This window comes from Nocardia sp. NPDC058518 (assembly GCF_042719655.1).
Taxonomy (GTDB): Bacteria; Actinomycetota; Actinomycetes; order Mycobacteriales; family Mycobacteriaceae; genus Nocardia.
In genome coordinates this window covers 35,384-60,349 of record NZ_JBHXNJ010000028.1, presented here as the reverse complement: position 1 = coordinate 60,349, position 24,966 = coordinate 35,384, and the positions used below count along the sequence as shown (strand labels likewise).

Below are 24,966 nucleotides of genomic sequence, written 5' to 3'. Positions count from 1 at the left end.
CTGTGGTTGTGTGGTCTGTTTTTTTCAAAAGAGACACTCTAACCCCCCCCCACCCCACTTCACACCCGCCCCCCCCCCCCCCGCGCTGCGGGTGGTTTCGCTGTTTGCGAGCTTGCTCAGCCCAGGCAGCCCGGACCGAGTAGTGCTTTCAGATCGCCCATCAACGCCGACGACGGGGAGACCCGCCAGGCGTCATCGAGTTTGAGCATGGTGGTCTTCTCGCGGGCACCGACATGGCGGATGAAGACATCCGAGGTGCCCTGGTGGCGGGTGAGGACCTTCTTGAGCTCGCCGAGCTTGTCGGGCGTGCACATGCGCGTGGTCATCACGACCGCTACCGGCTTGGCCACGCCGATGGCCGAGAGATCCGGCACGACAAGATCATTGGCGATCAGCGAGATGCGGTCGTCACGCACCGAGACGCGGGCCTTCACCAGCACCACGGCGTCTTCGACCACGTCCATGCCGTACACCGAGTACGACTGCGGGAAGAACAGCACTTCCACACCACCGGTGAGGTCCTCGAGCTGAGCCGAGGCCCAGGCCAGGCCGTTCTTGTTGATGCGGCGGTTCACCGAGGCCAGGATGCCGCCGATGGTCACCTGCGCGCCGTCCTTGACGTCGCCTTCCAGGATCGCCGGGATGGGCGTGTCGACCTGCGCGGCCAGCACGTGCTCGACGCCGTTGAGCGGATGCCCGGACACGTAGAGGCCGAGCATCTCTCGTTCGAGGGCGAGCTTGTGCTTGGTCTCCCATTCGTCCTCGGGGACTTTGACGTTGAACACCGACGCCATCGAGTCGTCGCCGTCGTCGAGGCCGCCGAACAGGTCGAACTGGCCGATCGCCTCGGCCTTCTTGGTCGACATCACCGCGTCGATCGCATCGGAATGGATCAGCAGCAGGCCCTTGCGCGGATGCCCGAGGGAATCGAAACCGCCTGCCTTGATGAGGGATTCGGTGACCTTCTTGGAGCAGGCGATTGCGTCGATCTTGTTCAGATAGTCGGAGAAGTCGGTGAACTTCGACTTCTCCTTGCGCGCGGTGATGATCGAGCCGACCACGTTGGTGCCGACATTGCGGACCGCGCCGAGACCGAACCGGATATCGGTGCCGACGGAGGCGAAGTTCAGCTCCGATTCGTTGACATCGGGCGGCAGCACCGTGATGCCCATCTTGCGGCAATCCGACAGGTAGATCGCGGCCTTGTCCTTGTCGTCACCGACGGAGGTGAGCAGGCCCGCCATGTATTCGGCCGGGTAATTGGCCTTGAGATAGGCGGTCCAGAAGGAGACGAGGCCGTAGCCGGCGGCGTGCGATTTGTTGAACGCGTAACCGGCGAAGGGGAGAATCGTGTCCCACAGCGCCTTGATGGCGGGCTCGGAGAAATCGTTGGCGAGCATGCCGTCGCGGAAGCCCGCGTAGGCCTCTTCCAGGACAGACAGCTTCTTCTTACCCATGGCGCGGCGCAGAATATCGGCCTGGCCGAGTGAGTACCCGGCCACCTTCTGAGCGATCTGCATGATCTGTTCCTGATAGACGATCAGGCCGAAGGTGTCGGCGAGGATCTCTTTCAGTGGCTCTTCGAGCTCGGGGTGGATCGGTTTGACTTCTTGCCGGTTGTTCTTGCGGTCGGCGTAGTCGTTGTGGGCGTTCATGCCCATCGGGCCGGGGCGGTACAGCGCGAGGACGGCGACGATATCGCCGAAGCCGGTGGGCTGCATGCGGCGCAGCAGATCGCGCATGGCGCTGCCGTCGAGCTGGAACACGCCGAGGGTGTCGCCGCGGGCGAGCAGTTCGTAGGTGGCCGGGTCGTCGAGCGGCAGGTGATCCATGTCGAGATCGATGCCGCGGTTGGCCTTGATGTTCTCCAGGGCGTCACCGATGACGGTGAGGTTGCGCAGACCGAGGAAGTCCATCTTCAGCAGGCCGATGGCCTCGCACGACGGGTAGTCCCAGCCGGTGATGATCGCGCCGTCCTGCGCGCGCTTCCACACCGGGATGGCGTCGGTCAGCGGCTCCGAGGACATGATGACCGCGCAGGCGTGCACACCCGCGTTGCGGATCAGGCCCTCCAGGCCGCGCGCGGTCTCGTAGATCTTGGCGACGTCGGGGTTGGAGCCGATGAGCTCGCGGACCTCGGCGGCTTCCTTGTACCGCTCGTGGTCGGGATCGGTGATGCCCGAGACCGAGATGTCCTTGGCCATGATCGGCGGCGGCAGCGCCTTGGTGATCTGGTCGGCGATGGCGAAACCGGGCTGGCCGAACAGGACTCGCGCGGAGTCCTTGATCGCGGCCTTGGTCTTGATGGTGCCGAAGGTGATCACCTGGGCGACGCGGTCGCTGCCCCACTTCTCGGTGGCGTAGCGGACCATCTCACCGCGGCGGCGATCATCGAAGTCGATATCGATATCGGGCATCGACACGCGCTCGGGGTTGAGGAATCGCTCGAACAGCAGACCGTGCGGGATGGGGTCGATATTGGTGATGCCCATCGCGTAGGCAACCAGCGAGCCCGCGGCCGAACCACGGCCGGGACCGACGCGGATGCCGACTTCCAGCGCGTGCTTGATCAGGTCGCCGACGACGAGGAAGTAGGCGGGGAAACCCATTTCGCAGATGACGCCGAGCTCGAAATCGGCGCGCGCCATGTACTCCTGCGACGGGCCGTCGGGGAAGCGGCGATCGAGACCGTCGAAGACTTCCTTGCGCAGCCAGGTGGCCTGGGTGTGGCCTTCCGGCACGGGGAAGACCGGCATCCGGTCGCGGTGTGCCCAGACGTCGTCGTAGGGCTGTACGCGCTCGCCGATGAGTTCGGTGTTGTCGCAGGCGCCGGGGACTTCCGCGTCCCAGATCGCGCGCATCTCCGCGGCGGACTTGAGGTAGTAGCCGTCACCGTCGAACTTGAAGCGGGTCGGGTCCGAGAGCGTCTTGCCGGTCTGAATGCACAGCAGCGCTTCGTGGTTCACCGACTGGTCTTTGGTGACGTAGTGGCAGTCGTTGGTGGCGATCGGCGGGATGCCGAGCTGCTTGCTGATGTCGATCAGGCCCTCGCGGACCCGGCGCTCGATGGACAGACCGTGGTCCATCACCTCGAGGAAGAAGTTGTCGGCGCCGAAGATCTCCTGCCACTTCGCGGCGGCTTCGAGCGCTTCGCGATCGTGGCCGAGGCGCAGGCGGGTCTGCACCTCACCCGACGGGCAGCCCGTGGTCGCGATGATGCCCTCGGCGTGCTGGGCGATGATCTCCTCGTCCATGCGCGCCCACTTGCCCAGCTGGCCCTCGATCGAGGCGAGGCTCGACAGCTTGAACAGATTGCGCAGGCCGACGGCGTTCTCGGCGACCATGGTCATGTGGGTGTAGGCACCCGAGCCGGAGACGTCGTCGCCCTTCTGACCCGGATCGCCCCACTTCACTCGCTTGGTGTCGAAGCGCGAGCCCGGTGCGATGTAGGCCTCGATGCCGATGATCGGCTTGATGCCCGCCTTCTTGGCCGAGTTGTAGAACTCCGAGGCGCCGTACATATTGCCGTGGTCGGTCATGCCGACCGCGGTCATGCCCAACCGATCCGCCTCCGCGAACAGCGGCGAAATCTTCGCCGCACCATCGAGCATCGAGTACTCGGTGTGGTTGTGCAGGTGAACGAACGATCCGGACGGAGCCAAGACGGTCCTTCCTCCCATAGAGTCGGCGGGGGTTGGCCTTGGCATTCTATGCACGGGGGTCCGACAGATTTCGCACTCGGCACGCGCGCCCCGAACCGCACCTCGGCGTGGGTCGGCGTGTCGTGGTGAAGGTCACCGAGGAGCACCCGACCGCGCGATGAAGGCGACCTGAGCCGATTCAGGTGCCCACACCGACATAATCGGTGGGTGTACTCCGATCGGCCCACTCGTTGACCACCTTCATCGTGGCCGCTGTGGTCGTCGCCGCCCTGCTGGTCGTGGCATTACTGGTGTGGCAGCGGACCCAGCGTGTCGTCACCACACCGGCCCAGCGTGCGGTCCACCAAGCGCTGCACACCGCCTCGCTGGCCGCCGTGCCGTTGCGTCGTGGGCTGACCGAGGAGTCCGCGAACGAGGCGGCGCCACACCTGCGCGCCCTCGCCGGCGCCGAGGCGCTGGGCGTGGCCGATGCCGAGGGGACTCTGCTGGCTTGGGACGGTCCGCATACCGGAATGCTCGCGTCGTTCGCCGATGCCGCGCGGCGGGCGGTTGCCGATGAGCGGCCCGTGCTGGTCACCGGCGACGAGCACACGCTGATCGCCCAACCGTTGCCGATCGACACGGGAGCGGCGGTCGGTGTGCTCGGCATGGTGACGACCGGGAAGCCGGGACCGGGCATGCTCGGCGCCGCTGCGGAGGTGGCGCGGTACGCGTGTGGGCAGCTGGAACTCGCCGAGCTGGATGCTTCGAGGTCTCGGGTCGACCGGGCCGAATTGCGTGCGCTGCGAGCCCAGATCAGCCCGCACTTCATCTACAACGCGCTCAATACGATCGCCTCGTTCGTCCGCACCGACCCGGATCGGGCCCGCGAACTGATCCTCGAATTCGCCGACTTCACCCGCTATTCCTTCCGCGCCGCAGGCGAATTCACCGTCCTCGCCGACGAACTGCGCAATATCGAGCGATACCTGGCGCTGGAACAGGCCCGCTTCGGCGACGCCCTCGACGTGCGCTTACGCATCGCGCCGGAAGTCCTCGGCGTCGTGCTGCCGTTCCTCGCCTTGCAGCCACTCGTCGAGAACGCGGTCCGGCACGGCCTCGCCGGCGGCGGCCGGGGCGGGCAGCTGAGCATCGTCGCCAGCGACGCGGGCACCGACTGCTTGATCAGCGTCGAAGACGACGGCATCGGCATGGACCCCGACCTGCTGCGCTCCGGCGCCCTCGACGCCGTCGACACCGATTCCGGCCCTGCCCGCACCGGCGAGGCCGCCCACGTAGGCCTGGCCAACGTCGACGACCGCCTGCGTGCCGCCTTCGGCAACGACTACGGGTTGGTCGTGGAAACCGCGCCGGGAGCGGGAACGAAGGTCAGCATGCGGGTACCGAAGTTCCGCGCCGGAATCCGCGCCTGATTCGCGTAGCAGGGCAGTTCGACACCGCCACCGACGGCGCCGGTTACGATGGATGGGTTGTGACCTGGAACACCGAAGAATCCCCGACCGCTCTGCGGGTGCTCGCCGTCGATGACGAGAAACCGGCGCTGGATGAGCTCGTATATCTGCTGAGCACGCAGGCGGGGGTCGGTGAGATTCATCGGGCGGGTGAGGCGACCGCGGCATTGCGGTTGTTGCGGGCGCATCCGATCGACGCGGTGTTTCTCGATATCGATATGCCTGGGCTCACGGGAATGGAGTTGGCGGGAATTCTGTCGGAGTTCGCGGAGCCGCCCGCGGTGGTTTTCGTGACCGCTCACGATGATCACGCGGTGGCCGCCTTCGATTTGGGCGCGGTGGACTATCTGCTGAAACCGTTGCGAGGTGCCCGGTTGGGCGAGGCGGTGCGGCGGATTCTGGCCGGGCGGGTTTCGGTGCCCAGCGCGGTGGATACGGAGTCCGCGCATCCCAGTGAGGTGATTCCGGTGGAGCTCGGCGGGGTGACCACATTGGTGAATCGGGCGGATGTGGCGTGGGTCGAGGCCGATGGGGACTACGCGCGGTTGCATACCGGAAGCGGGTCGCATCTGGTGCGGATTCCGTTGTCGGCGCTGGAATCACGGTGGGCGGACGCCGGGTTTCTGCGGGTGCATCGGTCCTATCTGGTGGCGTTGCGATTGGTGACCGGGTTGCGGAGTGCGGGGAACGCGACCGTGGTGTGTTTGCGGGCCGAGGGGGCGGCAGGCGCGGTGGAGTTGCCGGTGAGCAGGCGGCAGGTGCGCGAACTCAAGCAGCGGCTCGTGCACGGACCTCGGCAGAACTGGTCGCAACGATGACGGGTCCGCAGCGGCCCCCGCGCGAACGGGTGGTGCTGGCGCAGCGGCGGGGTGCCCGTCAGGTGCGCACTCGCACGGAGATGGTCGAGCAGACCGATCTGGGTGCGGCGTTGATCGGTGGGTTGATCCGGGCGCAGCTCGGACTGGCATTGCGCCTGGGATTGGTGGTGGCGGTCGGGTTCGGTGCGCTGCCGGTGCTGTTCCGCGTCGACGCGATCGCCGAGGCCACCGTTGCCGGAATTCGGCTGCCGTGGCTGGTTCTCGGCGTCCTCGCGTTCCCGACGCTGTACGCGGTGGGGTGGTTGTACGTTCGCCTCGCCCAACGCAACGAAGACGATTTCCTGGAACTGGCCGGGGATTGACACATGAGCCCCGACAATCCAGCACTGACGGTCGCCGCACTGCTGCTGGCCGCCCTTGCCACTGTCGGCATCGGCGTTTACGGAGTGCGCCTGTCCCGCACGACTTCCGACTTCCTGGTCGCCTCACGCACCGTGGGTTCGCGATGGAACGCGGCGGCGATCTCCGGTGAATATCTGTCCGCGGCTTCCTTTCTCGGCGTCGCCGGACTGATCGCCAAATACGGCGCCGACGCCCTCTGGTATCCGGTGGGATTCACCGCGGGCTATCTTGGCCTGCTGATGTTCGTGGCCGCGCCGCTGCGCCGATCCGGTGCGTACACCGTGCCGGACTTCGCCGAATTCCGGCTCGGGTCGATTCGGTTGCGGCGCATGGCCGCCGGTCTCGTCGTGCTGGTCTGCGCGGTGTATCTGATCCCGCAGTTCCAGGGCGCCGGACTCACTCTGCACATTCTGCTCGGGGTGCCCGCCTGGGTGGGCGCGGTCGCGGTGGGCGCGATCGTCCTGGTGAATGTGATCGGCGGCGGAATGCGGTCGGTGACCTTGGTACAGGCCTTCCAATACTGGCTGAAATTGACGGCCGTGGCGGTGCCGGCACTGGTGCTCGGCATGCACTTCCTCGCCGATGAACGACCGGTCGCAACGCCCGTGCCACCGACCGTCGACGAGCGCACCACCGTCGACATCTCCACCGATGTCGTAGTGCACCTGGATGTTTCGCAGCGGGTCACGATCACCGGGACGCTCGACGGGCAACCCATCGCGGGTCCGGTCGTGCTGACACCGGGCGATCACACTCTCGCCGAAGGTAGCGAGCTGATCCTCGCGCCGGGCTCGGCCGTTCCGGTGGTGGCCGGAGCACCGGCCGACGGCGCGAGCTGGGTGGCGGCCGGCGGCGGCTTCGGCGGACAACATCCGCAGTACCAGGTGTTCTCGCTGATCGTCGCGACCTTCCTCGGCACCATGGGACTGCCACACGTGCTCGTCCGCTTCTACACCAACCGCGACGGCCCGTCCGCTCGCCGGACCGCGCTGACGGTGATCGGGCTGGTCGGCGTGTTCTATCTGTTCCCGATCCTGCTCGGCGTCTTCGCCCGCCTCTACGTGCCACAACTGCTGATCACCGGCGCCTCCGACGCGGCGGTCGTGCTGCTGCCCGGCGCGGTACTCGGCGGACTCGGTGGACAGCTGCTGGCCGCGTTGGCGGCGGCCGGGGCGATCGCGGCGTTCCTGTCCACCTCGTCGGGGCTGCTGGTCAGCCTGGCGGGCGTGCTCAGTACCGACGTGCTGCGCGGGCGCATCCGGGACTTCCGGCTGGCCGCTCTGGTCGCGGGCTTGGTCCCGCTCACGCTCGCGGTGACCGTCGCGTCCCTGGATCTGTCGCGCACCGTCGCCCTCGCCTTCTCGGTCGCCGCGTCGACCCTGTGCCCACTGCTCGTCCTCGGTATCTGGTGGCGCGGACTCACCGCGACCGGCGCGGCCGCCGGCATGCTCACCGGCGGCATCACCGCGGGTGGAGCGACCGTGCTGGCGGTGCTCGGTGGCGTCTCCCCCGACCTGGCGAACGGCTGGGCCGCCGCGATCGTCGACTATCCGGGCGCGGTCAGCGTGCCACTGGCCTTCGCGGTGACCATCCTGGTGAGCCTCGCCACCACGGGCCAGGATCCCCGGACGGTAGCCGGAGTCTTCCTGCGCATGCACGCCCCCGAACGGCTCGGGATGAGCGCCGACCGCGACCCCGAAACCACCGCCCACCGGTGATCTTGCGACGACCGTTCGTCGCACCACACCGACCGCTCACCGCACGGTCAGCCACCTTCACCGAGTGACCCACGCCACACCATCATGCGGGCACGTCCGGCCCCTTACCGTCATCTCCACGCACGACCCCCCTTCACGCTAGGACGACCGGCATGACCCAAACCGACACCGAGGCGCCCGATCCGCGCACGCCGAGTGCCGACGAATGGCTCGCGGTACAAGCGAGTCCGCAGTTCCAAGATCTGCGAAACCGGCTGCGCCGCTTCATCTTCCCGATGACCGCGCTGTTTCTGGTGTGGTACCTGAGTTATGTGCTGCTCGGCGCGTACGCGCACGACTTCATGGCGCGGCCGGTCTTCGGCAACATCAATGTGGGCCTGCTGCTCGGCCTCGGGCAGTTCGCCTCCACGTTCCTCATCACCGGGCTCTACGTCCGTTTCGCCAACCGTGAGCTGGATCCGCGCGCCGCGGCCATTCGCGAAGAACTCGAGGGGGGCCGGGCATGAGCGTCACCCTTGCCGCGTCCGAGACGGTGGGCAACCCCATCGCCAATATCGCTATCTTCCTGCTGTTCGTCGCGGTCACCATGGTCGTGGTGATCCGGGCCAGCCGCAACAATGCCAGTGCCGCGGACTATTTCACCGGTGGGCGCGGCTTCTCCGGCCCGCAGAACGGCGTCGCCATCGCCGGTGACTACCTGTCGGCCGCGAGCTTCCTCGGCATCGCGGGCGCGATCGCCGTCTATGGCTACGACGGGTTCCTGTATTCGATCGGGTTCCTCGTCGCCTGGCTCGTCGCGCTGCTGCTGGTGGCCGAAATGCTGCGCAACACCGGCAAATTCACCATGGCCGACGTGCTCAGCTTCCGGCTGAAGGAAGGCCCGGTGCGCACCGCGGCCGCGCTGACCACCCTCACCGTCTCGCTGTTCTATCTGCTCGCGCAGATGGCGGGCGCCGGTGGCCTGGTCGCGCTGCTGCTCGATATCTCCAGTCGCGCGGGACAATCGGTCGTCATCGCGGCAGTCGGCGTGCTGATGATCGTGTACGTGCTGGTCGGCGGCATGAAGGGCACCACCTGGGTACAGATCATCAAGGCGGTGCTGCTGATCGCGGGCGCCGCGCTGATGACGGTGATGGTGCTGGCCAAGTTCGGCTTCAATTTCTCCGACATCCTCGGTGCCGCACAGGAATCGGTGAGCGATTCCACCAGCAAGGCGGTCGCCGCCCGCGATGTACTCGCGCCCGGCGCGCAATACGGCGGCAGCGAGATGTCCAAGCTGAACTTCCTGTCGCTCGGCCTTGCCCTGGTGCTCGGCACCGCGGGTCTGCCGCACGTGCTGATGCGCTTCTACACGGTCCCGACCGCGAAAGAGGCTCGGCGCTCGGTGGTCTGGGCGATCGGCCTGATCGGCGCCTTCTACCTGTTCACCCTGGTGCTCGGTTACGGCGCGGCGGCCATCGTCGGCCCGGACAAGATCCTCGCCGCGGCGGGTGGCCAGAACTCGGCGGCGCCGCTGCTGGCGTTCGAACTCGGCGGGGTGATCCTGCTCGGGGTGATCTCGGCGGTCGCGTTCGCGACGATCCTCGCGGTCGTGGCCGGACTCACCATCACCGCGTCGGCCTCGTTCGCCCACGACATCTACGCCAGCGTGCTCAAGAAGGGCGAGGTCGACGAGGTCAAGCAGGTGCGGGTCTCGCGGATCACCGCCGTGGTGATCGGTGTGCTCGCGATCGGTCTCGGTATCCTCGCCAACGGCCAGAACATCGCGTTCCTGGTGGCGCTGGCCTTCGCGGTGGCGGCGGCGGCGAACCTGCCGACGATCCTGTACTCGCTGTTCTGGAAGCGCTTCAACACCACCGGCGCGCTGTGGTCGATGTACGGCGGCCTGATCTCGACCATCGTGCTCATCGTGTTCTCGCCCGCGGTGTCGGGCAACAAGACCGCGATGATCAGCGGTGCCGATTTCGACTACTTCCCGCTGTCCAACCCGGGCATCGTGTCCATTCCGCTGGCGTTCGCGCTCGGCGTGCTCGGCACCTTCCTCGGTGGCCGTGGCGAGCAGGTCGATCAAGCCAAGGCCGCGGAGATGGAAGTCCGGTCCATGACCGGCGTCGGTGCGGAGAAGGCGATCTCGCACTGACGCCAACCCTGCCCGTGCCGGTGGTTCGCCCCACCGGCACGGGCTGTACCCCCACGCTTTCGAAGGAGAATTTCTTGTGACCAGTTACCCGCCTGCCCCGGAGTTCGCAGCGTCGGCCAACGCCGATGCCTCGCTGTACGAGCGGGCGCGCGCCGATCGCGACGGTTTCTGGGCCGAGCAGGCCAACCGGCTGCACTGGCACAAGCCCTTCACCGAGGTCCTCGACTGGACCGACGCGCCGGTCGCGCGCTGGTTCGGCGACGGCGAGCTCAACGTCGCCTACAACTGCCTCGACCGCCACGTCATCGACGGGCACGGCGACCAGGTCGCCATCCACTGGGAGGGCGAACCGGGCGACTCCCGCGCGATCACCTACGCCGAGCTGCTCGACGAAGTGTGCAGAGCGGCGAACACTTTCACCGCGCTGGGCCTCGTGGCCGGTGATCGGGTCGCGATCTACATGCCGATGGTGCCCGAAGCCATCGTGACGATGCTGGCGTGCGCGCGACTCGGGCTCACCCACTCGGTGGTCTTCGCCGGGTTCTCCCCCACCGCCTTGCGGCAGCGGGTCGACGACGCCGAAGCCAAATTGATCGTGACCACCGATGGACAGTGGCGACGCGGCAAGCCCGCCGCGCTGAAGTACGCCGTCGACGAGGCGCTGGGCTCGGACCCGTCGACCGTCGAGCATGTGCTCGTGGTGCGCCGGGTCGGCCTGGACGTGCCGTGGACCGAGGTTCGCGACCTGTGGTGGGACGAAACCGTCGCCGTCGCTTCACCTTCCCACGAAGCGCAAGCCTTCCCCGCCGAACACCCGCTGTTCATCCTCTACACCTCCGGCACCACCGGAAAACCCAAGGGAATCCTCCACACCACCGGCGGCTACCTCACCCAGACCGCCTACACCCACCACAACGTCTTCGACCACAAAGCCGGACAAGACGTCTACTGGTGCACCGCCGACATCGGCTGGGTCACCGGACACAGCTACATCGTCTACGGACCACTCGCCAACCGCGCCACCCAGGTCGTCTACGAAGGCACCCCCAACTCCCCCGACGAACACCGGCACTTCCAGATCATCGAAAAATACGGCGTCACCATCTACTACACCGCGCCCACGCTGATCCGCACGTTCATGAAATGGGGCCGCGAGATCCCCGACGCCCACGACCTGAGCACCCTGCGACTGCTCGGCTCCGTCGGCGAACCCATCAACCCCGAAGCATGGCGTTGGTACCGGGAAGTGATCGGCGCCAACAAGACTCCGATCGTCGACACCTGGTGGCAGACCGAGACCGGCGCCATCATGATCTCGCCCCTGCCGGGCGTCACCGCGACCAAGCCCGGCGCCGCGATGGGCCCGCTACCGGGGATCTCCGCCCAGGTCGTCGACGACGAGGGCACGCCGCTCGGTCTCGACGAATCCGGTCTGCTCGTCCTGGATCAGCCGTGGCCGTCGATGCTGCGCGGCATCTGGAACGACATGGACCGCTACCGCGAAACCTATTGGCAGCGTTTCGCTTCCGAAAGTTGGTACTTCGCCGGGGACGGCGCCAAGCTCGACGCCGACGGCGATCTGTGGATCCTGGGGCGCGTCGACGACGTGATGAATGTGTCCGGTCACCGCATATCCACCGCCGAGGTGGAATCCGCGCTGGTCGGGCACCCGGCCGTCGCCGAGGCCGCCGTGGTCGGTGCGGCCGACGAGACCACCGGTCAAGGGATCGTCGCCTTCGTCATCCTCACCGGTTCGGCCGGTGTGGCCGAGGCGCTCGTCTCCGAGCTCAAGGCGGCGGTCTCGCTGGAGATCAGCCCGATCGCGCGGCCGCGCGAGATCCACATCGTGCCCGAGCTGCCCAAAACGCGCAGCGGCAAGATCATGCGCCGATTGCTGCGCGATGTCGCCGAAGGGCGCGAACTCGGCGACACCTCGACACTGGTCGACCCGACGGTGTTCGAATCGATCGCCACCGCGTGAGCGCGCCGGATGGGCGGGGACTCCGCGACACCGGGCATGCTGGGACGGTGGAGATACCTATGTTCCCGCTGGGCGCGGTGCTGCTACCCGGTGAGTCGCTGTCGTTGCAGATCTTCGAGCCGCGGTACGTGGCGCTGGTCGAGGACTGCACGGACGGGCGGCGGGAGCCGGAATTCGGCGTCGTGCTGATCGCGCGCGGGCACGAGGTGGGCGGTGGTGAGGTGCGCACGGAGGTGGGCACCGTCGCCCGGATCACCGAGGTCATCGAGCTGCCCGGTTCGCGATACCGCTTGCGCTGCAAGGGTACCGACCGCATCCGCATCGACAAGTGGCTCGTCGACGCCCCGTACCCCCAGGCCGAAGCCGCGCACTGGCCCGACGGCCCCGGCGCCGACGACAGCGCGTTGCTGGCGGGTCTGCGTGAACGCGCGGACCGCCTGCACACCCTGACGGCCCAGTTCGCGCGCCGCAACGGCATCCGCCGCCCGCCGCCCTCGGCCTCGCTGGAGGACCTGTCCGACGATCCGACCACCCGCTCCTACGAGCTCGCCGCTCGCCTGCCGATCGGCCCGACCGACCGCCAGTCGGCCCTGTCCGCCCCGGATCCGCACAGTCGGCTCGCGGCGCTGTCCACCTCCGTCGACGACGCGATCGCGATGATGGAGTTCCGCCTGCTGTGAGGTCAGCCCGCCGACGCGATGGTGATCACGATCTTCGCGCGAGCGTGCTCGGTCTCCATGTACTCGATGGCGGCCGGCGTTTCGGCCAGCGGATAGGTCCGGTCGACGGCCGGGCGGAGCAGGCCCGACTCGATCAGTTCGCGGAGCTCGGTGAGTGACTGCGACGTCTGTTCCGCCATGGGAACACGGATAGCCGGTTTCACGAACGGTCGAGCCAGCTGACCGCGCGCGAGCAGGCCGACCGGACCGAACCAGCTGCCGCCGTCGAAGTTGCCGCCACCGGACAGGACCAGTGTGCCGGTGGATTCGACCAGGCGGAGCAGTGCACGCAGGGTCCGGGTTCCGGCCAGGTCGAGGACGGTGTCGTAGCGGCCGGTCACGGTGTCGCGGGTGTAGTCGACGACATGCTCCGCGCCGAGCGACCGCGCCGCCTCCACATTGCGGGTGCTGCACACCGCGGTGACCCGCGCGCCCCGAGCTCGGGCGATCTGGACCGCGAAGGTGCCGACCCCACCGGACGCGCCGATGATCAGCACCCGCTCGCCGTCGCCGACATGACGCAGGCAGGTCAGGGCGGTATTGGCGGCCAACGGCACCGCCGCCGCTTCCTCGAAGCTCAGATTCGCCGGTTTCCGGTCGAGCAACTTCCGCCGCACCGCGAGGTACTCGGCGAACGAACCGCTGACCGCCTCGCCGAACACCTCCTCGCCGACGGCCAGGTCCGAGACACCGTCGCCCACTGCCTCGACCGTCCCCGAGAAGTCCCCGCCCTGCACCGGGTTCGCCGGTCCCCGGCGACCGAACACCGACCGGTCCATCCATCGCGCGATCTTCGGGTCTCCCCGCATCACATGCCAATCCCGCGCATTCACCGACGCGGCGTGCACCCGAACCAGCACCTCCCCCGCGCCCGCCGACGGCCGCCCGACCTCGGCCACCGCCAACATCGCCGATGACCCGTATATCTGCTGCGTAATCGCCCTCACACCGAGAACGCTAGGCGCCCCGACCACCCGCCCACATCAGGGAATCCCCTGATCCGTCCGGAGATTTCACGCCATGTGCGGAACTGACCCGCGTGACTTCGGAATCGGTCGAACCGGGAGGGGGTGTGGGCCGTTGACAGGGAAGGAGCCGGTCGGCGTGCGTCGCGGACCGGGCGGCCGCACCAACTGAATCGGAGAACGACCGATGACCATCAACGACTACTCGCCGAACCGCCGCACCGTCTTCGTGGGTGCGGGCGTACTGGCCGCCGCGGCGACGCTGACCGCGTGCGGTACCTACGAGAAGAACGAGGCGGCGCCCGCCAGGGCCGCCGAACCAGGGGCACCCGCCGGTGCGCTGATCAAGGCGGCCGATGTTCCGGTGGGCGGCGGGGTGATCGTCGGCGACACCGTCGTCACCCAGCCGACCGCGGGCACTTTCGTCGGGCTGTCATCGACCTGCACGCACGCTGGGTGCAAGGTCGCCACGGTGGCGAACGGCACCATCAACTGCCCGTGCCACGGCAGCCGATTCGGGCTCGACGGAGCCGTGCGCGGCGGCCCCGCGAACCAGCCGCTGCCAGCCAAACCCGTTCGCGTCGAGGGGGACTCGATCGTTGCCGGGTAACCCGACCGCGCACCACACCCGCACCGCGGCAAAGCGGGCGGTGCGGGTGTGGCGATTCGATCAGCCGGCGGCGTCCATCATCTCGGACATGCGCCGTTCCATCTCTTCCGGCGAGACGTCTTCGATGTGGGTGGCCACGGTCCAGCGGTGACCCCACGGGTCTTCGAAGGCGCCGCTGCGGTCGCCGTAGAACTGGTCGGTCATGGGGGTGATCGCGGTGGCGCCGGCGGTGAGCGCCGCGGCGAAGGCGGCGTCGGCGTCGGCGACGTAGACCATCAGGTTCACCGGGGACCCGCCGACGGACTTCGGGTCGCTGAAGCCGATCTCGGGCACCGGGTCGCCGACCATCAGTACCGAGTCGCCGACCAGCAACTCGCTGTGGACGATGGTGCCGCCGGGGCCGTCCATCTTCATGCGCACGGTCGCGCCGAAGATCGCGGTGTAGAAGTCGATCGCCGCGCCGGCTCCCGCGCACGCCAGCCCGGGACAGATCCGCGGATAGCCGTCGGGGAAGGGGGAAACATCAGACATCGGATACCTCCGTGTCGAGAGTGATGCTCGGACGACCACCAGCGTATTCCCCTCGCCTGATCGGGGAAAGGCTGCCGGACTCTTCGGCCGGTCGGTGAGATCAGGACTAGTAGAACTCGTTTTACTCCTGTAGAACTTGTTGCAGGTTATAGAACCTGTTTCAGTTTTGCTGTCGAAGTCGGAGGGCCGGGACGTGCGCTACGGGGTTGTCTTGTTCACCAGTGACCGGGGCATCACGCCCGCCGATGCGGCGAAGGCCGCCGAGGACGCCGGATTCGACGCGTTCTACGTCCCCGAGCACACCCATATTCCGGTGGTGCGGGCCGCGGCCCATCCGCAGACCGGGGATTCCTCGCTGCCCGACGACCGGTACCTGCGCACGCTCGACCCGTGGGTCGCGCTGGCCACCGCCGCCGCGGTCACCGAGCGGATCACCTTGTCGACGGCGGTGGCGCTGCCCGCCGAGCACCACCCGATCACCCTCGCCAAGACCATCGCCTCCCTCGATCACCTGTCCGGCGGGCGGGTGGAACTGGGTGTCGGATTCGGCTGGAACACCGATGAACTCGCCCATCACGGCGTTCCCGCGAACAAGCGGCGCACGGTATTGCGCGAGAACCTCGACGCGATGCGGGCACTGTGGTCGCAGGAGGAAGCCGAATTCGCCGGTGACTTCGTGAAATTCGGACCGAGCTGGTCCTGGCCGAAGCCGGTGCGCGCCGGGGTCCCGGTGTTGCTCGGAGCGGGCGGTACCGAGAAGTCGTTCGGCTGGCTGGCGGCCAATGCGGACGGCTGGATCACCACCCCGACCGAAGGCGACCTCGGCGCCAAAGTCGAACTCCTGCACCGGGTCTGGAAGGACGCGGGCCGCGACGGCACCCCTCGGGTGATCGCGCTGGCGGGTCGTCACGATGCCGAGCAACTCGCTCGCTGGGCCGACCTCGGCGTCACCGAGGTGGTCTTCGGTCTTCCCGACAAGAGCGCCGAGGACGTCCGTGGTTATCTCGGCCACCTCGGCGGGAAGCTCGCCGTCGCGGCGTGAATCCGAACGGGTGTCAGCCGCGGAGTTTGCGCACCTGAACCGCGGTGAGATCGGCGAGCACGCCGGGGTCGACGACCTCCGGCGCGGTGACGACCACCTGAACCAGCGTGTTCCCCACCTGGACAAGTGATGTCGCCGAGGTGAGCGTGAGCCCCTCACTCGTGGCGGTCAGGGTGAACGCCGAGCCCGCGTCGCCCGCGGGCGGCTGCGCGAGCGCGCTGGTTCGATACTCGATCCGCACCCCGGCGTCGTCACCCGAGTAGCTGGTACAGCGCCGGGGCTGGGCCTGGAGCGCGTCGAACGCCGGGGCCAGCGCCGCGTCCGGATAGCTCGCGGCATCGATGTCGATGGTGGCGAAGCTGGGCCCGGCGAACTGTACCGACGCGGCGGCGGCCGACCCCGGCCACTGCTGCGCGATCGGCAAGAGCAGACGCCCACAGTCCGGCGGATCCGTCAGCGCCGCGGGCGGCACCGCGGGCTCGCCGGACTCATCGCGTGGCGGCACCACCGCGAATTCACCGGGCAGATCCGTCGCGGCGAGCAGACCGGCCGACAACTGCGCCGCATCACGAACAACGGCGCCGGTTCCGGGTGCGGCCGTGACCGCCGCGGAGAACGGACCCGATCCCGGCGAGGCCACTGTGTCGTCGGATCCGCAGCCAACGATCCCGGCCAACCCGACGCATGCCGAAACAGCCGCGCCGACGCGCAGCGAAACCACCCGCATCATTCCGTCCAGGTCACCCGGGTCGACTGCGTCTGCACCAACGTGCTCACACTGCGCGCGTCCCGATAGGTCTGCTGTCCACCGATCTCGATGGAGCCCGAAACCGGCAGCGGCATACCGAGATCGATGGTGATCGAGCCGACGCCTTCCATCACGTAACCGTCGATGTCGAGCTCACCCGCGTCGTTGGGCAACTCCCACACAGTGTCGGTGGGCGTCTGATTCACCTGCAGATCGATGGTGAGCCGGTCGCCCTCCCGGCTGGTGAGCGTGGCCGTGGTGATCTGGTCCAGGGTGACTCCGCCGGTGATCTTCTGGTGCACCGTCCACACCGCACCGATCCCGACGGGCTGGTCCGGGAACGCGATCGATTGATACACAGCCTGGTAGAAGGCCTGCTCGAGCGCGGCCCGCGCCGTGTTCGGGGTGTCCGGTGACGGGGCCATGCGCAGCTCGGTGATCGCGCCGAGGTCGCTCATCCCCAGACCGGCGTGTGAGCCGTCGGCGGAAGTGAACGCCTTGTTGAGCGCGGGGTCGGGGGTGGTGACCGCGCCGACGGTGAGGTCGACGCCGTCGGTGCCCGTGCGCGCGACCATCGGGATGGTCAGCGCGGCGGGCGAGAAGTCACGGACAGGCTGATCGTTGACCTGCTGCTGGATCCGGTAGTCGGTGCGCAGCGTCACTTCCTGGGTGGTGCCCGCGGCATAGCGCGGTCGCAATAGATCTCGCGGCTCTTCGCCGGGCGAGACCATCGTGGTGACCGCGGCCGAGATCGGCACGGTGACTTCCTTGCCGATGCCGAGCGGCTCGGTGCCGTCGACCTCCGCGGCAGGGGCCGAGCGGTCGGCGCACCCGGCGCCGAAGGTCGCGAACCCGAGCACGAGCGCCACCAGTAACACCCCGGGGCGCGCGATGCGGGGTAAGCGAGATCTAGACAACACCGTCACAGCCATCAGGGTACGACCGCTTCCTGAGTAACACCTGGGACTCCCCGGCACCGCGGCGAAGGCCAGATCGCCACTAGGGAATGATGGACGCGTGAGTGAAGACCGGCCAACCGACAACGCTGCCGTCCCCGAGACCGGCGACGACTCAGCGGCACCGGCGGCCCCTGCCGCACCCGAGACGGCCGAGACGGCGAAACCCGCTGGTCGCCGACGTTTGACGACGCTGCTGATCATCGCCGTCGTCCTGTTCGGGCTCGACCTGCTGACCAAGTGCCTCGCGGTCGCCCTCATCGACCCGGGCGAATCGGTGCCGATCATCGGCGATTTCGCGCGGTTCACCCTGGTGCGCAACCCGGGCGCGGCGTTCTCGATGGCGACCGGCATGACCTGGCTGCTCACCCTGATCGCCGCCGCGGTGGTGATCGGTGTGATCCGGATCGGGCGCACCCTGCGTTCGCTGTGGTGGGCCATCGGCCTCGGCATGGTGCTCGGCGGGGCGCTGGGCAACCTGGTGGACCGGATCTTCCGATACCCAGGCCCGCTGCAGGGCCATGTGGTCGACTTCGTCGCCATCGGCTGGTGGCCGGTCTTCAACGTCGCCGACTCGGCCATCGTGTGCGGGGCGATCCTGCTGGTCGCGCTCACCGTGTTCGGTTTCGAACCGGACGGCACCCGCAGCGGTCGCAAACACACCGAGGAGACCGTATGAGAGAAACCAGAACCATGCCCGTCCCCGATGGACTCGACGGGATGCGGGTGGACGCGGGACTCGCCCGCCTGCTCGGCCTCTCGCGGACCGCGGTCGTGGCGCTGACCGAGGACGGCTCGGTACAGATCGACGGGGTCGCCGCGGGCAAGTCCGACCGGCTCACCGCGGGCGCGTGGCTGGAAGTGATCTTCCCCGAACCCAAGCGGGCACTGACGGTCGAGGCCACTCCCGTCGACGGGATGAACATCCTCTACGCCGACGACGACATCGTCGCCGTGGACAAGCCGATCGGCGTCGCCGCGCACTCCGGTGTCGGCTGGACCGGACCGACCGTGGTCGGCGGCCTGGCGGCGATGGGTTATCGCATCTCCACCTCGGGCGCGCACGAACGGCAGGGCATCGTGCACCGGCTCGACGTCGGCACCTCCGGTGTGATGGTGGTGGCACAATCCGAACACGCTTACACGATGCTCAAGCGCGCCTTCAAGGAACGCACGGTCGACAAGCAATACCATGCACTCGTGCAGGGACACCCGGATCCGAGCAGCGGCACCATCGACGCGCCGATCGGGCGCGCGCGGGGCAATGCCTGGAAGTTCGCGGTGACCGGTGACGGCAGGCCCAGCGTCACCCATTACGACACCCTCGAGGCGTTCCAGGCGGCCAGCCTGCTCGACGTCCACCTCGAGACCGGCCGCACGCACCAGATCCGGGTGCACTTCTCCGCGGTCCGCCACCCCTGCGCGGGTGACCTCACCTACGGCGCCGACCCGACGCTGGCCAAACGCCTCGGCCTGGAACGGCAGTGGCTGCACGCGCGCCAGCTCGGCTTCCACCATCCCGCCGACGGTCGCTGGCTCGAGATCACCAGCGAGTACCCCGACGATCTGGCGGGCGCCCTGGACGTACTACGCAATGCCTGACGACCCGCGGTCGTCCGAACCGGCGCCGGATACGGCGCCGGACGACCGCGGGGAACCGCCCGCCGACCAGGCGGGAGTAGCGATGGACGACACCGCGAGCACATCCTCGGAGAATCTCGGGAACATGCCGGCGGAGCCGGTATCGCAGGCCGACGACGACGGCCGATTCTCCCGGCGTAATGCCGCCTTCTACGCGATCGCGGCCATCGGCGCGGTGATCCTGCTGGTTGTCGCCTACCGCGAACCGGCGCCCACGTCGGCGGTGGCGACCGATCGGCTGGGGCCCGCACCCGGCGAGCAGGTTCAGCAATACCTCGGCGACGCACGGGCATCCCTCGGCGGTGCCGACACCGACCCGCACTGGGCGCTGGTGTCTTTCGCCGAATACCTGACGCCCCAACAGATTCCGGCCGCAGCCGCTGGGTTGCGGGTTTCCGGGGTGATCCAGCACGTGCCCGTCGAGCGGGTGCAGACACCGGTGATCACGGTCGCCACCCCGGGCGGCAACGAGGCAGCGGTGAATTCCGGCGACGCGGCCGCGGGCCTGGTCGCGGCACAACAGTTCCGCGATCAGCGCAGCGCCGAGATCGCCCATCTCACCGAGACCCGCCTGCGCGCGGGCTGCGCGTGCACGGCGGGCCTCATCGTGCGCGGCACGCTCCCCCAATTACGCGACCTGGCAACACAATCGGGAGTCAGGGCGGTGCAGGCGCTGCCCGCCGACGCCGTCGCGGGCCGGTTCGCGGTGAGCCCGTTGCTGCCGGGCAGCACCGATACCGTCACCCCGAACCCCGATGACGGCCCGGTGCCGACCGAGTAGTACGCCGGTCGAGGCCACGACTGTCCTTGAACCGCAACGGTGTTCGCCGATGCTGGAGCCGCCTACGGCCGATCGGTGGCGCGGCGCGTATCGGCCAGTTCCCACAGCGTGCGCGCCCGGTCCACATCGCCGGCGTGGTCGTAGGCACCCGCCATCAATTCGAGCGCACCGGCATCGAGCCGGTCGAGCTGCACGATGAGGCCGGAAAACAGATCGTCGAGTTCGTCGGGGGTCACCGGGTGGTCCCGAGACGATGCGACAGCGTTACCTCCATAACCGGCAAAGGTACTCCAACACCGAATGTCCATCCGGCACAAGGGTTCTCGAATCGATTACGTTCGGGTCAGTGATTCCTCACGCGCCCTGCGCACCGACCGGGGGAAAGAACTTGCCCGCGCCGCCGGAACGCCGTGCCTGCACCCACCACGCCAACTCGACCAGCACGATGCCGATCACACCGCACACCACCGCGGCCAGCGTGAGGCGCGGGTTCGACGGGTCGAGTTTGAAGAACTCGCGGGTAAACGGGATCGTGAACAGCGCGACGTAGGCCAGCACCGATACCGCGATCAGCACCACCTTCCACCACACATACGGCCGCGCCACCAGCACAAGCACCCACACCGCGATCATGATCAGCGTGATCAACGCGGTGGTGCCCGCCTGCACCTTCTGGGTCTCGGAGGCTTCCGGTCCCGCGTAGGCGATGAGGTAGGACACGAAGGTCGCGACGCCGATCACCACGCCGGAGGGCACCGCGAGGCGCATCACCCGGCCGACGAAGCCGGTGCGGGCGCGCTCGTTGTTGGGCGCGAGCGAGAGCACGAACGCGGGGATGCCGATGGTGAACCAGGCCGCGATGGTGACGTGGCGCGGCAGGAACGGGTAGCCGATGGGGTCGTAGCCGAAGATCTGCGAACCGACGCCCGCCAGGCCGACGAGGAAGGCCAGCAGCACCGAGTACACGGTCTTGGTGAGGAACAGGTTCGAGACGCGTTCGATATTGCCGATCACCCGGCGCCCCTCGCCCACCACATACGGCAGGGTCGCGAACTTGTTGTCCAGCAACACGATCTGCGCCACCGCGCGGGTCGCGGGGCTACCGGCGCCCATCGCGACACCGATATCGGCATCCTTGAGCGCCAGCACGTCGTTGACGCCGTCACCGGTCATGGCGACGGTGTGCCCGCGCGACTGCAAGGCGCCGACCATGGCGCGCTTCTGATCGGGACGGACACGGCCGAAGGTGGTTTCGTGATCGAGGACGTCGGCGAGCGCGGCCGGATCGTCGGGCAGGGTGCGCGCGTCGACGGCGTGGTCACCGCCGGGCAGGTCCAGCGACGTGGCGACCGCGCCGACGGACACGGCGTTGTCGCCGGAGATCACCTTGATCGAGACCTGCTGGCTCGCAAAGTATTCCAGGGTCTCCTTGGCGTCGGGACGCACCTTCTGCTCGAGCACCACCAGCGCGGCGGGCTCGACCCGGCCGGGCGCGTCGTCGGCGTCGACCGGACGGTCGCTGCGGGCCAGCAGCAGCACGCGCAGACCCGACGAGCCGAGCTGTTCGGCGTGGGCGGCATCGGCGGAGGTGGGATCGAGCAGCACATCGGCGGCGCCGAGCAGCCAATCACCGTGGGCGCCATAGGAAACGCCGCTCCACTTCTTGGCCGAGGAGAACGGTGCGACGGCGGTCCGCGACCAGCCGGGCGAGTCGGGCAGCGCTTCGGCGATGGCCTGGACACTGGCATTGGGGCGCGGGTCGTCGCTCGCGAGCGCCGCCAGTGCGGCCCGCACCTGCGCCTCGTCGAACGCGCCGAGCGGTTCGACCTGCGCCAGGCGCATGCCGTTCTCGGTGAGGGTGCCGGTCTTGTCGGCGCACACCACGTCGACGCGGGCCAGGCCCTCGATCGCGGGTAGTTCCTGCACCAGGCACTGACGTTGACCCAGGCGCACCACACCGACCGCGAAGGCGATCGAGGTCATCAGCACCAGGCCCTCGGGGACCATCGGCACCAGCGCGGCGACCATCCCGGTCACCGCGGGACGCCACGATTCCCCGCTCGAGACCAGCTGGTTGTAGATGCTGAGCAGACCGGCCGGGATGAGCAGGTAGGTGATGAATTTCAGGATCTTGTCGATGCCCGAACGCAATTCGGAGTGCACCAGCGTGAACTTGCTGGCCTCCTCGGCCAGTTTCGCGGCGTAGGCGTCCTTGCCGACCTTGGTCGCGCGGTAGGCGCCCGAACCCGACACCACGAAGCTGCCCGACATCACCGGCGCGCCGATGCCCTTGTCGATCGGGTCGGCCTCACCGGTCAGCAGCGACTCGTCGATCTCGAGCGCGGCGGCCTCTTCGACCTCGCCGTCGACCACGATCTGATCGCCGGGGCCGAGCTCGATCAGATCGTCGAGCACCACCTCGCCGGGCGCGACCTGATGGGCGACGCCGTCGCGGCGCACCGTCGGTTTGGCCTGGCTGACGATCGCCAGCTCGTCCAGGGTTCGCTTCGCCCGCACCTCCTGGATGATGCCGACCGCGCTGTTGGCCACGATGAGCAGACCGAACATGCCGTCGATGATCGAACCGGTCGAGAGCACCAGCAGGAACAGCACGCCGAGAATGGCATTGATACGGGTGAAGACATTCGCGCGGACGATCTCGCCGACCGAACGACTCGCCCTGGCCGGGACGTCGTTGGTGCGCCCGTCACGGCGGCGCTCATCGACCTGTGCTGCGGTGAGCCCGGCGGCGGCGGGCTCCTGCACGGATATGGACATGCCCGCCAGATTAGCCGGTCGTATCATGGGATGAATGCAGCGCAGCTCATCCCCGCCCGGTGTCGTTTTCGGTGCGGGGGCCTATCTCATCTGGGGCTCGTTCGCCGCCTTCTTCGGGCTGCTGTCGTTCGCCTCGCCTGCCGAAGTGGTGGCGCAGCGGATCGTCTGGACGCTGGTCGTGGTGCTGCTCGTGCTCACGCTGACCGGGCGGCTGGGCGGGTTGCGCGGGATCGATGCCAGGACCTGGCGAATGGCCGCGGCCGCCTCGGCGGCGTTGTCGCTGAACTGGGGTGTGTACGTCTTCGGCGTCACCACCGGGCACATCGTGGAATGCGCGCTCGGTTACTTCATCAACCCGCTGGTCACCGTCGCCATCGGGGTGCTGTTGTTCCGGGAACGGCTCACCAGGGCGCAGTGGGTGGCGTTGGGGCTCGGTGCGCTGGCGGTGGTGGTGCTGACCGTCGATTACGGCAGGCCGCCGGTGATCGCGTTGATCCTGGCCTGCTCGTTCGCCGCCTACGGGCTGGTGAAGAAGGTGATCCGGCTCGACGCGCTCCCCGGCATCGCGGCCGAGGGCATAGTGGCCGTGCCGTTCGCGCTGGCGTTCCTGATCGTCCTGATGGCCACCGGCCGGAGTGAGATGACTTCCAGCCCCGCCCATTTCGGTCTCATGCTCGCCACCGGGCCGGTCACCCTGCTGCCGCTGCTGCTGTTCGCGGTGGCGGCCAAGCGGGTCCCACTCTCGACCATGGGCATCCTCCAGTACCTCACCCCTGCCCTGCAGATGGCCTGGGGCGTGGCGGTCATGCACGAACCCATGCCTGCCTCACGCTGGGCCGGATTCGCCCTGATCTGGGCGGCGCTGGCGGTGTTCACCACCGACGCCCTGCTGCGGGGGCGGCGCAACCGGCAGCTCTCGGTGGCCGAGGCGACGGACGCGACCGCGCATTAGCTCGATTCGGTGTCACCCCGGCGCGACTCGCCGGTGGATCGCATGCCGACCGGTAGGCTCGCTAGTCGGACAATCGGCTGGTGGGCACCCGAGAGAGGTGGGTTCTGTGCACGATGCGGGGTTCTCGGATCGGGTAGCGGGCGTGCTGGTGGGTACCGCGGCCGGTGATGCGCTGGGGGCAGGCTACGAGTTCACTCATCCCGGGCCGGACACGGTGATCGACATGGTCGGCGGCGGGGTGTTCAGCTGGGCGCCGGGTGAGTGGACCGACGATACGTCGATGGCCGTAGCCGTGGCGGTAGCGGCAGCCAACGGGCCGGGGATCGATCTCGACGCGGTCGCGGCCGGGTTCGTCTCCTGGTACGACTCGAAGCCACCCGACATCGGGAATCAGACTCGAACTGTGTTGTCCGCCAGGCCTTCCTCCGCGCTGGACATGCAGGCCGTGGCGATGTCGCTGACCGGACGAACCGGCGGCAACGGGTCGCTGATGCGGACCGCGCCGGTCGCGTTGGCCTACCTCGACGACGCCGCCGAATGCGTGGCGGCGGCGGGCCGAGTCGGGCTGCTCACGCACTACGACGAGAACGCCGTCGAGGCGTGCAAGATGTGGACCTACGCGATCCGGCACGCCGTGCTGAACGCCGATTTCGACGGCGTCCGCGAATATGTCAGCGGCTCACCACAATCCGCGTTCTGGACCGAACGGCTCGACGAAGCGGAGAAGGGCACGCCCGCCGACTTCCCGAACAACGGCTGGGTGGTGCACGCCCTGCAGACCGCGTGGTGGGCGATCACCACCACCGATCCTGCTACGCCCGAACAGCTTCCGCTCGCCTTGGAGGCGTGCGTGCGCGCGGGCAACGACACCGACACCACCGCGGCCATCGCGGGCGGACTACTCGGCGCCCGCTGGGGTGCCTCGGCCGTCCCCGCCCGCTGGCGCGCCATCCTCCACGGCTACCCCGGCCTCACCGGCGCCGACCTCCCCGACCTGGCCCTACGCATCGCCACCAACTCCCGCTAGCCGGTCCGACGGCAGCCGGACCGGCTAGCTGGCACTCGACCGGT

At 68.2% G+C, this 24,966-nt stretch carries 22 protein-coding genes; 15 read left to right on the top strand and 7 right to left on the bottom strand.

Annotated elements, in window-relative coordinates; translation table 11 throughout:
• Positions 1 to 116: 116 nt before the first annotated feature.
• Positions 117 to 3,680, bottom strand: a complete 3,564-nt coding sequence (gene dnaE / locus ACFWPX_RS32785; protein ID WP_378921580.1) for a DNA polymerase III subunit alpha — start codon at positions 3,678 to 3,680, stop codon at positions 117 to 119.
• Between the two features lie 212 nt (positions 3,681 to 3,892).
• On the opposite strand from dnaE, the gene ACFWPX_RS32780 reads away from it, so the two are divergent.
• The 8 genes from ACFWPX_RS32780 to ACFWPX_RS32745 all read left to right on the top strand — a co-directional run bounded on the left by ACFWPX_RS32780 (position 3,893) and on the right by ACFWPX_RS32745 (position 12,852).
• The gene (locus tag ACFWPX_RS32780) at positions 3,893 to 5,074 is read left to right on the top strand and encodes a sensor histidine kinase (RefSeq protein WP_378921587.1); all 1,182 of its coding nucleotides are present in this window, start codon (positions 3,893 to 3,895) and stop codon (positions 5,072 to 5,074) included.
• Between the two features lie 59 nt (positions 5,075 to 5,133).
• Positions 5,134 to 5,931 (top strand): LytR/AlgR family response regulator transcription factor, encoded by a 798-nt coding sequence (locus tag ACFWPX_RS32775; protein WP_378931948.1) that lies wholly within the window; start codon positions 5,134 to 5,136, stop codon positions 5,929 to 5,931.
• Positions 5,928 to 6,293, top strand: a complete 366-nt coding sequence (locus ACFWPX_RS32770; RefSeq protein WP_378931946.1) for a hypothetical protein — start codon at positions 5,928 to 5,930, stop codon at positions 6,291 to 6,293. Before ACFWPX_RS32775 ends, ACFWPX_RS32770 begins: the two co-directional genes overlap by 4 nt.
• Positions 6,294 to 6,296: 3 nt before the next feature.
• Positions 6,297 to 8,051, top strand: a complete 1,755-nt coding sequence (locus tag ACFWPX_RS32765; protein WP_378931942.1) for a cation acetate symporter — start codon at positions 6,297 to 6,299, stop codon at positions 8,049 to 8,051.
• 152 nt (positions 8,052 to 8,203) lie between these two features.
• Entirely contained in the window at positions 8,204 to 8,557 is a 354-nt protein-coding gene (locus ACFWPX_RS32760) for a DUF485 domain-containing protein (protein ID WP_378921573.1), read from the top strand.
• The gene (locus ACFWPX_RS32755) at positions 8,554 to 10,191 is read left to right on the top strand and encodes a cation acetate symporter (RefSeq protein WP_378931930.1); all 1,638 of its coding nucleotides are present in this window, start codon (positions 8,554 to 8,556) and stop codon (positions 10,189 to 10,191) included. The genes ACFWPX_RS32760 and ACFWPX_RS32755 overlap by 4 nt, the downstream gene beginning before the upstream one ends.
• A 76-nt stretch (positions 10,192 to 10,267) precedes the next feature.
• Complete coding sequence (acs, locus tag ACFWPX_RS32750; protein ID WP_378931926.1) at positions 10,268 to 12,172, top strand: acetate--CoA ligase; 1,905 nt, start codon at positions 10,268 to 10,270, stop codon at positions 12,170 to 12,172.
• A gap of 47 nt (positions 12,173 to 12,219) precedes the next feature.
• Complete coding sequence (locus tag ACFWPX_RS32745) at positions 12,220 to 12,852, top strand: LON peptidase substrate-binding domain-containing protein (protein ID WP_378931924.1); 633 nt, start codon at positions 12,220 to 12,222, stop codon at positions 12,850 to 12,852.
• Positions 12,853 to 12,854: 2 nt separating this feature from the next.
• Here ACFWPX_RS32745 and ACFWPX_RS32740 read toward each other — a convergent pair whose 3' ends face one another.
• Complete coding sequence (locus ACFWPX_RS32740) at positions 12,855 to 13,838, bottom strand: NAD(P)-dependent alcohol dehydrogenase (protein ID WP_378931922.1); 984 nt, start codon at positions 13,836 to 13,838, stop codon at positions 12,855 to 12,857.
• A 205-nt stretch (positions 13,839 to 14,043) separates the two neighbouring features.
• Between ACFWPX_RS32740 and ACFWPX_RS32735 the strand changes: the two genes are divergently transcribed.
• Positions 14,044 to 14,466 (top strand): ubiquinol-cytochrome c reductase iron-sulfur subunit, encoded by a 423-nt coding sequence (locus tag ACFWPX_RS32735; protein ID WP_378921564.1) that lies wholly within the window; start codon positions 14,044 to 14,046, stop codon positions 14,464 to 14,466.
• 60 nt (positions 14,467 to 14,526) lie between these two features.
• Here the strand turns inward: ACFWPX_RS32735 and ACFWPX_RS32730 are convergent, their stop codons facing one another.
• Positions 14,527 to 14,997, bottom strand: a complete 471-nt coding sequence (locus ACFWPX_RS32730; protein WP_378921562.1) for a VOC family protein — start codon at positions 14,995 to 14,997, stop codon at positions 14,527 to 14,529.
• Positions 14,998 to 15,190: 193 nt separating this feature from the next.
• On the opposite strand from ACFWPX_RS32730, the gene ACFWPX_RS32725 reads away from it, so the two are divergent.
• Entirely contained in the window at positions 15,191 to 16,039 is an 849-nt protein-coding gene (locus ACFWPX_RS32725; protein ID WP_378921560.1) for a TIGR03619 family F420-dependent LLM class oxidoreductase, read from the top strand.
• A 13-nt stretch (positions 16,040 to 16,052) separates the two neighbouring features.
• Here the strand turns inward: ACFWPX_RS32725 and ACFWPX_RS32720 are convergent, their stop codons facing one another.
• Positions 16,053 to 16,769: a hypothetical protein gene (locus ACFWPX_RS32720; RefSeq protein WP_378931920.1), complete on the bottom strand. Its 717-nt coding sequence runs from the start codon at positions 16,767 to 16,769 to the stop codon at positions 16,053 to 16,055.
• Positions 16,766 to 17,719 carry a hypothetical protein gene (locus ACFWPX_RS32715; protein ID WP_378931918.1) on the bottom strand — a complete coding sequence of 318 codons (954 nt, stop codon included), beginning with the start codon at positions 17,717 to 17,719 and terminating at the stop codon, positions 16,766 to 16,768. Before ACFWPX_RS32715 ends, ACFWPX_RS32720 begins: the two co-directional genes overlap by 4 nt.
• Before the next feature lie 85 nt (positions 17,720 to 17,804).
• On the opposite strand from ACFWPX_RS32715, the gene lspA reads away from it, so the two are divergent.
• The 3 genes from lspA to ACFWPX_RS32700 all read left to right on the top strand — a co-directional run bounded on the left by lspA (position 17,805) and on the right by ACFWPX_RS32700 (position 20,165).
• On the top strand, positions 17,805 to 18,422 hold the full coding sequence (lspA, locus tag ACFWPX_RS32710) for a signal peptidase II (protein ID WP_378921554.1): 618 nt from the start codon (positions 17,805 to 17,807) through the stop codon (positions 18,420 to 18,422).
• Entirely contained in the window at positions 18,419 to 19,345 is a 927-nt protein-coding gene (locus tag ACFWPX_RS32705) for an RluA family pseudouridine synthase (RefSeq protein ID WP_378921552.1), read from the top strand. The genes lspA and ACFWPX_RS32705 overlap by 4 nt, the downstream gene beginning before the upstream one ends.
• Positions 19,346 to 19,427: 82 nt before the next feature.
• Positions 19,428 to 20,165 carry a hypothetical protein gene (locus ACFWPX_RS32700; RefSeq protein ID WP_378931916.1) on the top strand — a complete coding sequence of 246 codons (738 nt, stop codon included), beginning with the start codon at positions 19,428 to 19,430 and terminating at the stop codon, positions 20,163 to 20,165.
• Between the two features lie 62 nt (positions 20,166 to 20,227).
• On the opposite strand, the gene ACFWPX_RS32695 is transcribed toward ACFWPX_RS32700, so the two are convergent.
• Positions 20,228 to 20,401 carry a hypothetical protein gene (locus tag ACFWPX_RS32695; RefSeq protein ID WP_378921549.1) on the bottom strand — a complete coding sequence of 58 codons (174 nt, stop codon included), beginning with the start codon at positions 20,399 to 20,401 and terminating at the stop codon, positions 20,228 to 20,230.
• Positions 20,402 to 20,519: 118 nt separating this feature from the next.
• Positions 20,520 to 22,943, bottom strand: a complete 2,424-nt coding sequence (locus tag ACFWPX_RS32690; RefSeq protein WP_378931914.1) for a cation-translocating P-type ATPase — start codon at positions 22,941 to 22,943, stop codon at positions 20,520 to 20,522.
• A 34-nt stretch (positions 22,944 to 22,977) separates the two neighbouring features.
• Between ACFWPX_RS32690 and rarD the strand changes: the two genes are divergently transcribed.
• Both rarD and ACFWPX_RS32680 read left to right on the top strand, forming a co-directional pair.
• Entirely contained in the window at positions 22,978 to 23,895 is a 918-nt protein-coding gene (rarD, locus tag ACFWPX_RS32685) for an EamA family transporter RarD (protein ID WP_378931912.1), read from the top strand.
• Between the two features lie 97 nt (positions 23,896 to 23,992).
• Positions 23,993 to 24,922, top strand: coding sequence for an ADP-ribosylglycohydrolase family protein (locus ACFWPX_RS32680; RefSeq protein ID WP_378921543.1), 930 nt, complete (start codon positions 23,993 to 23,995; stop codon positions 24,920 to 24,922).
• Positions 24,923 to 24,966: the final 44 nt, after the last annotated feature.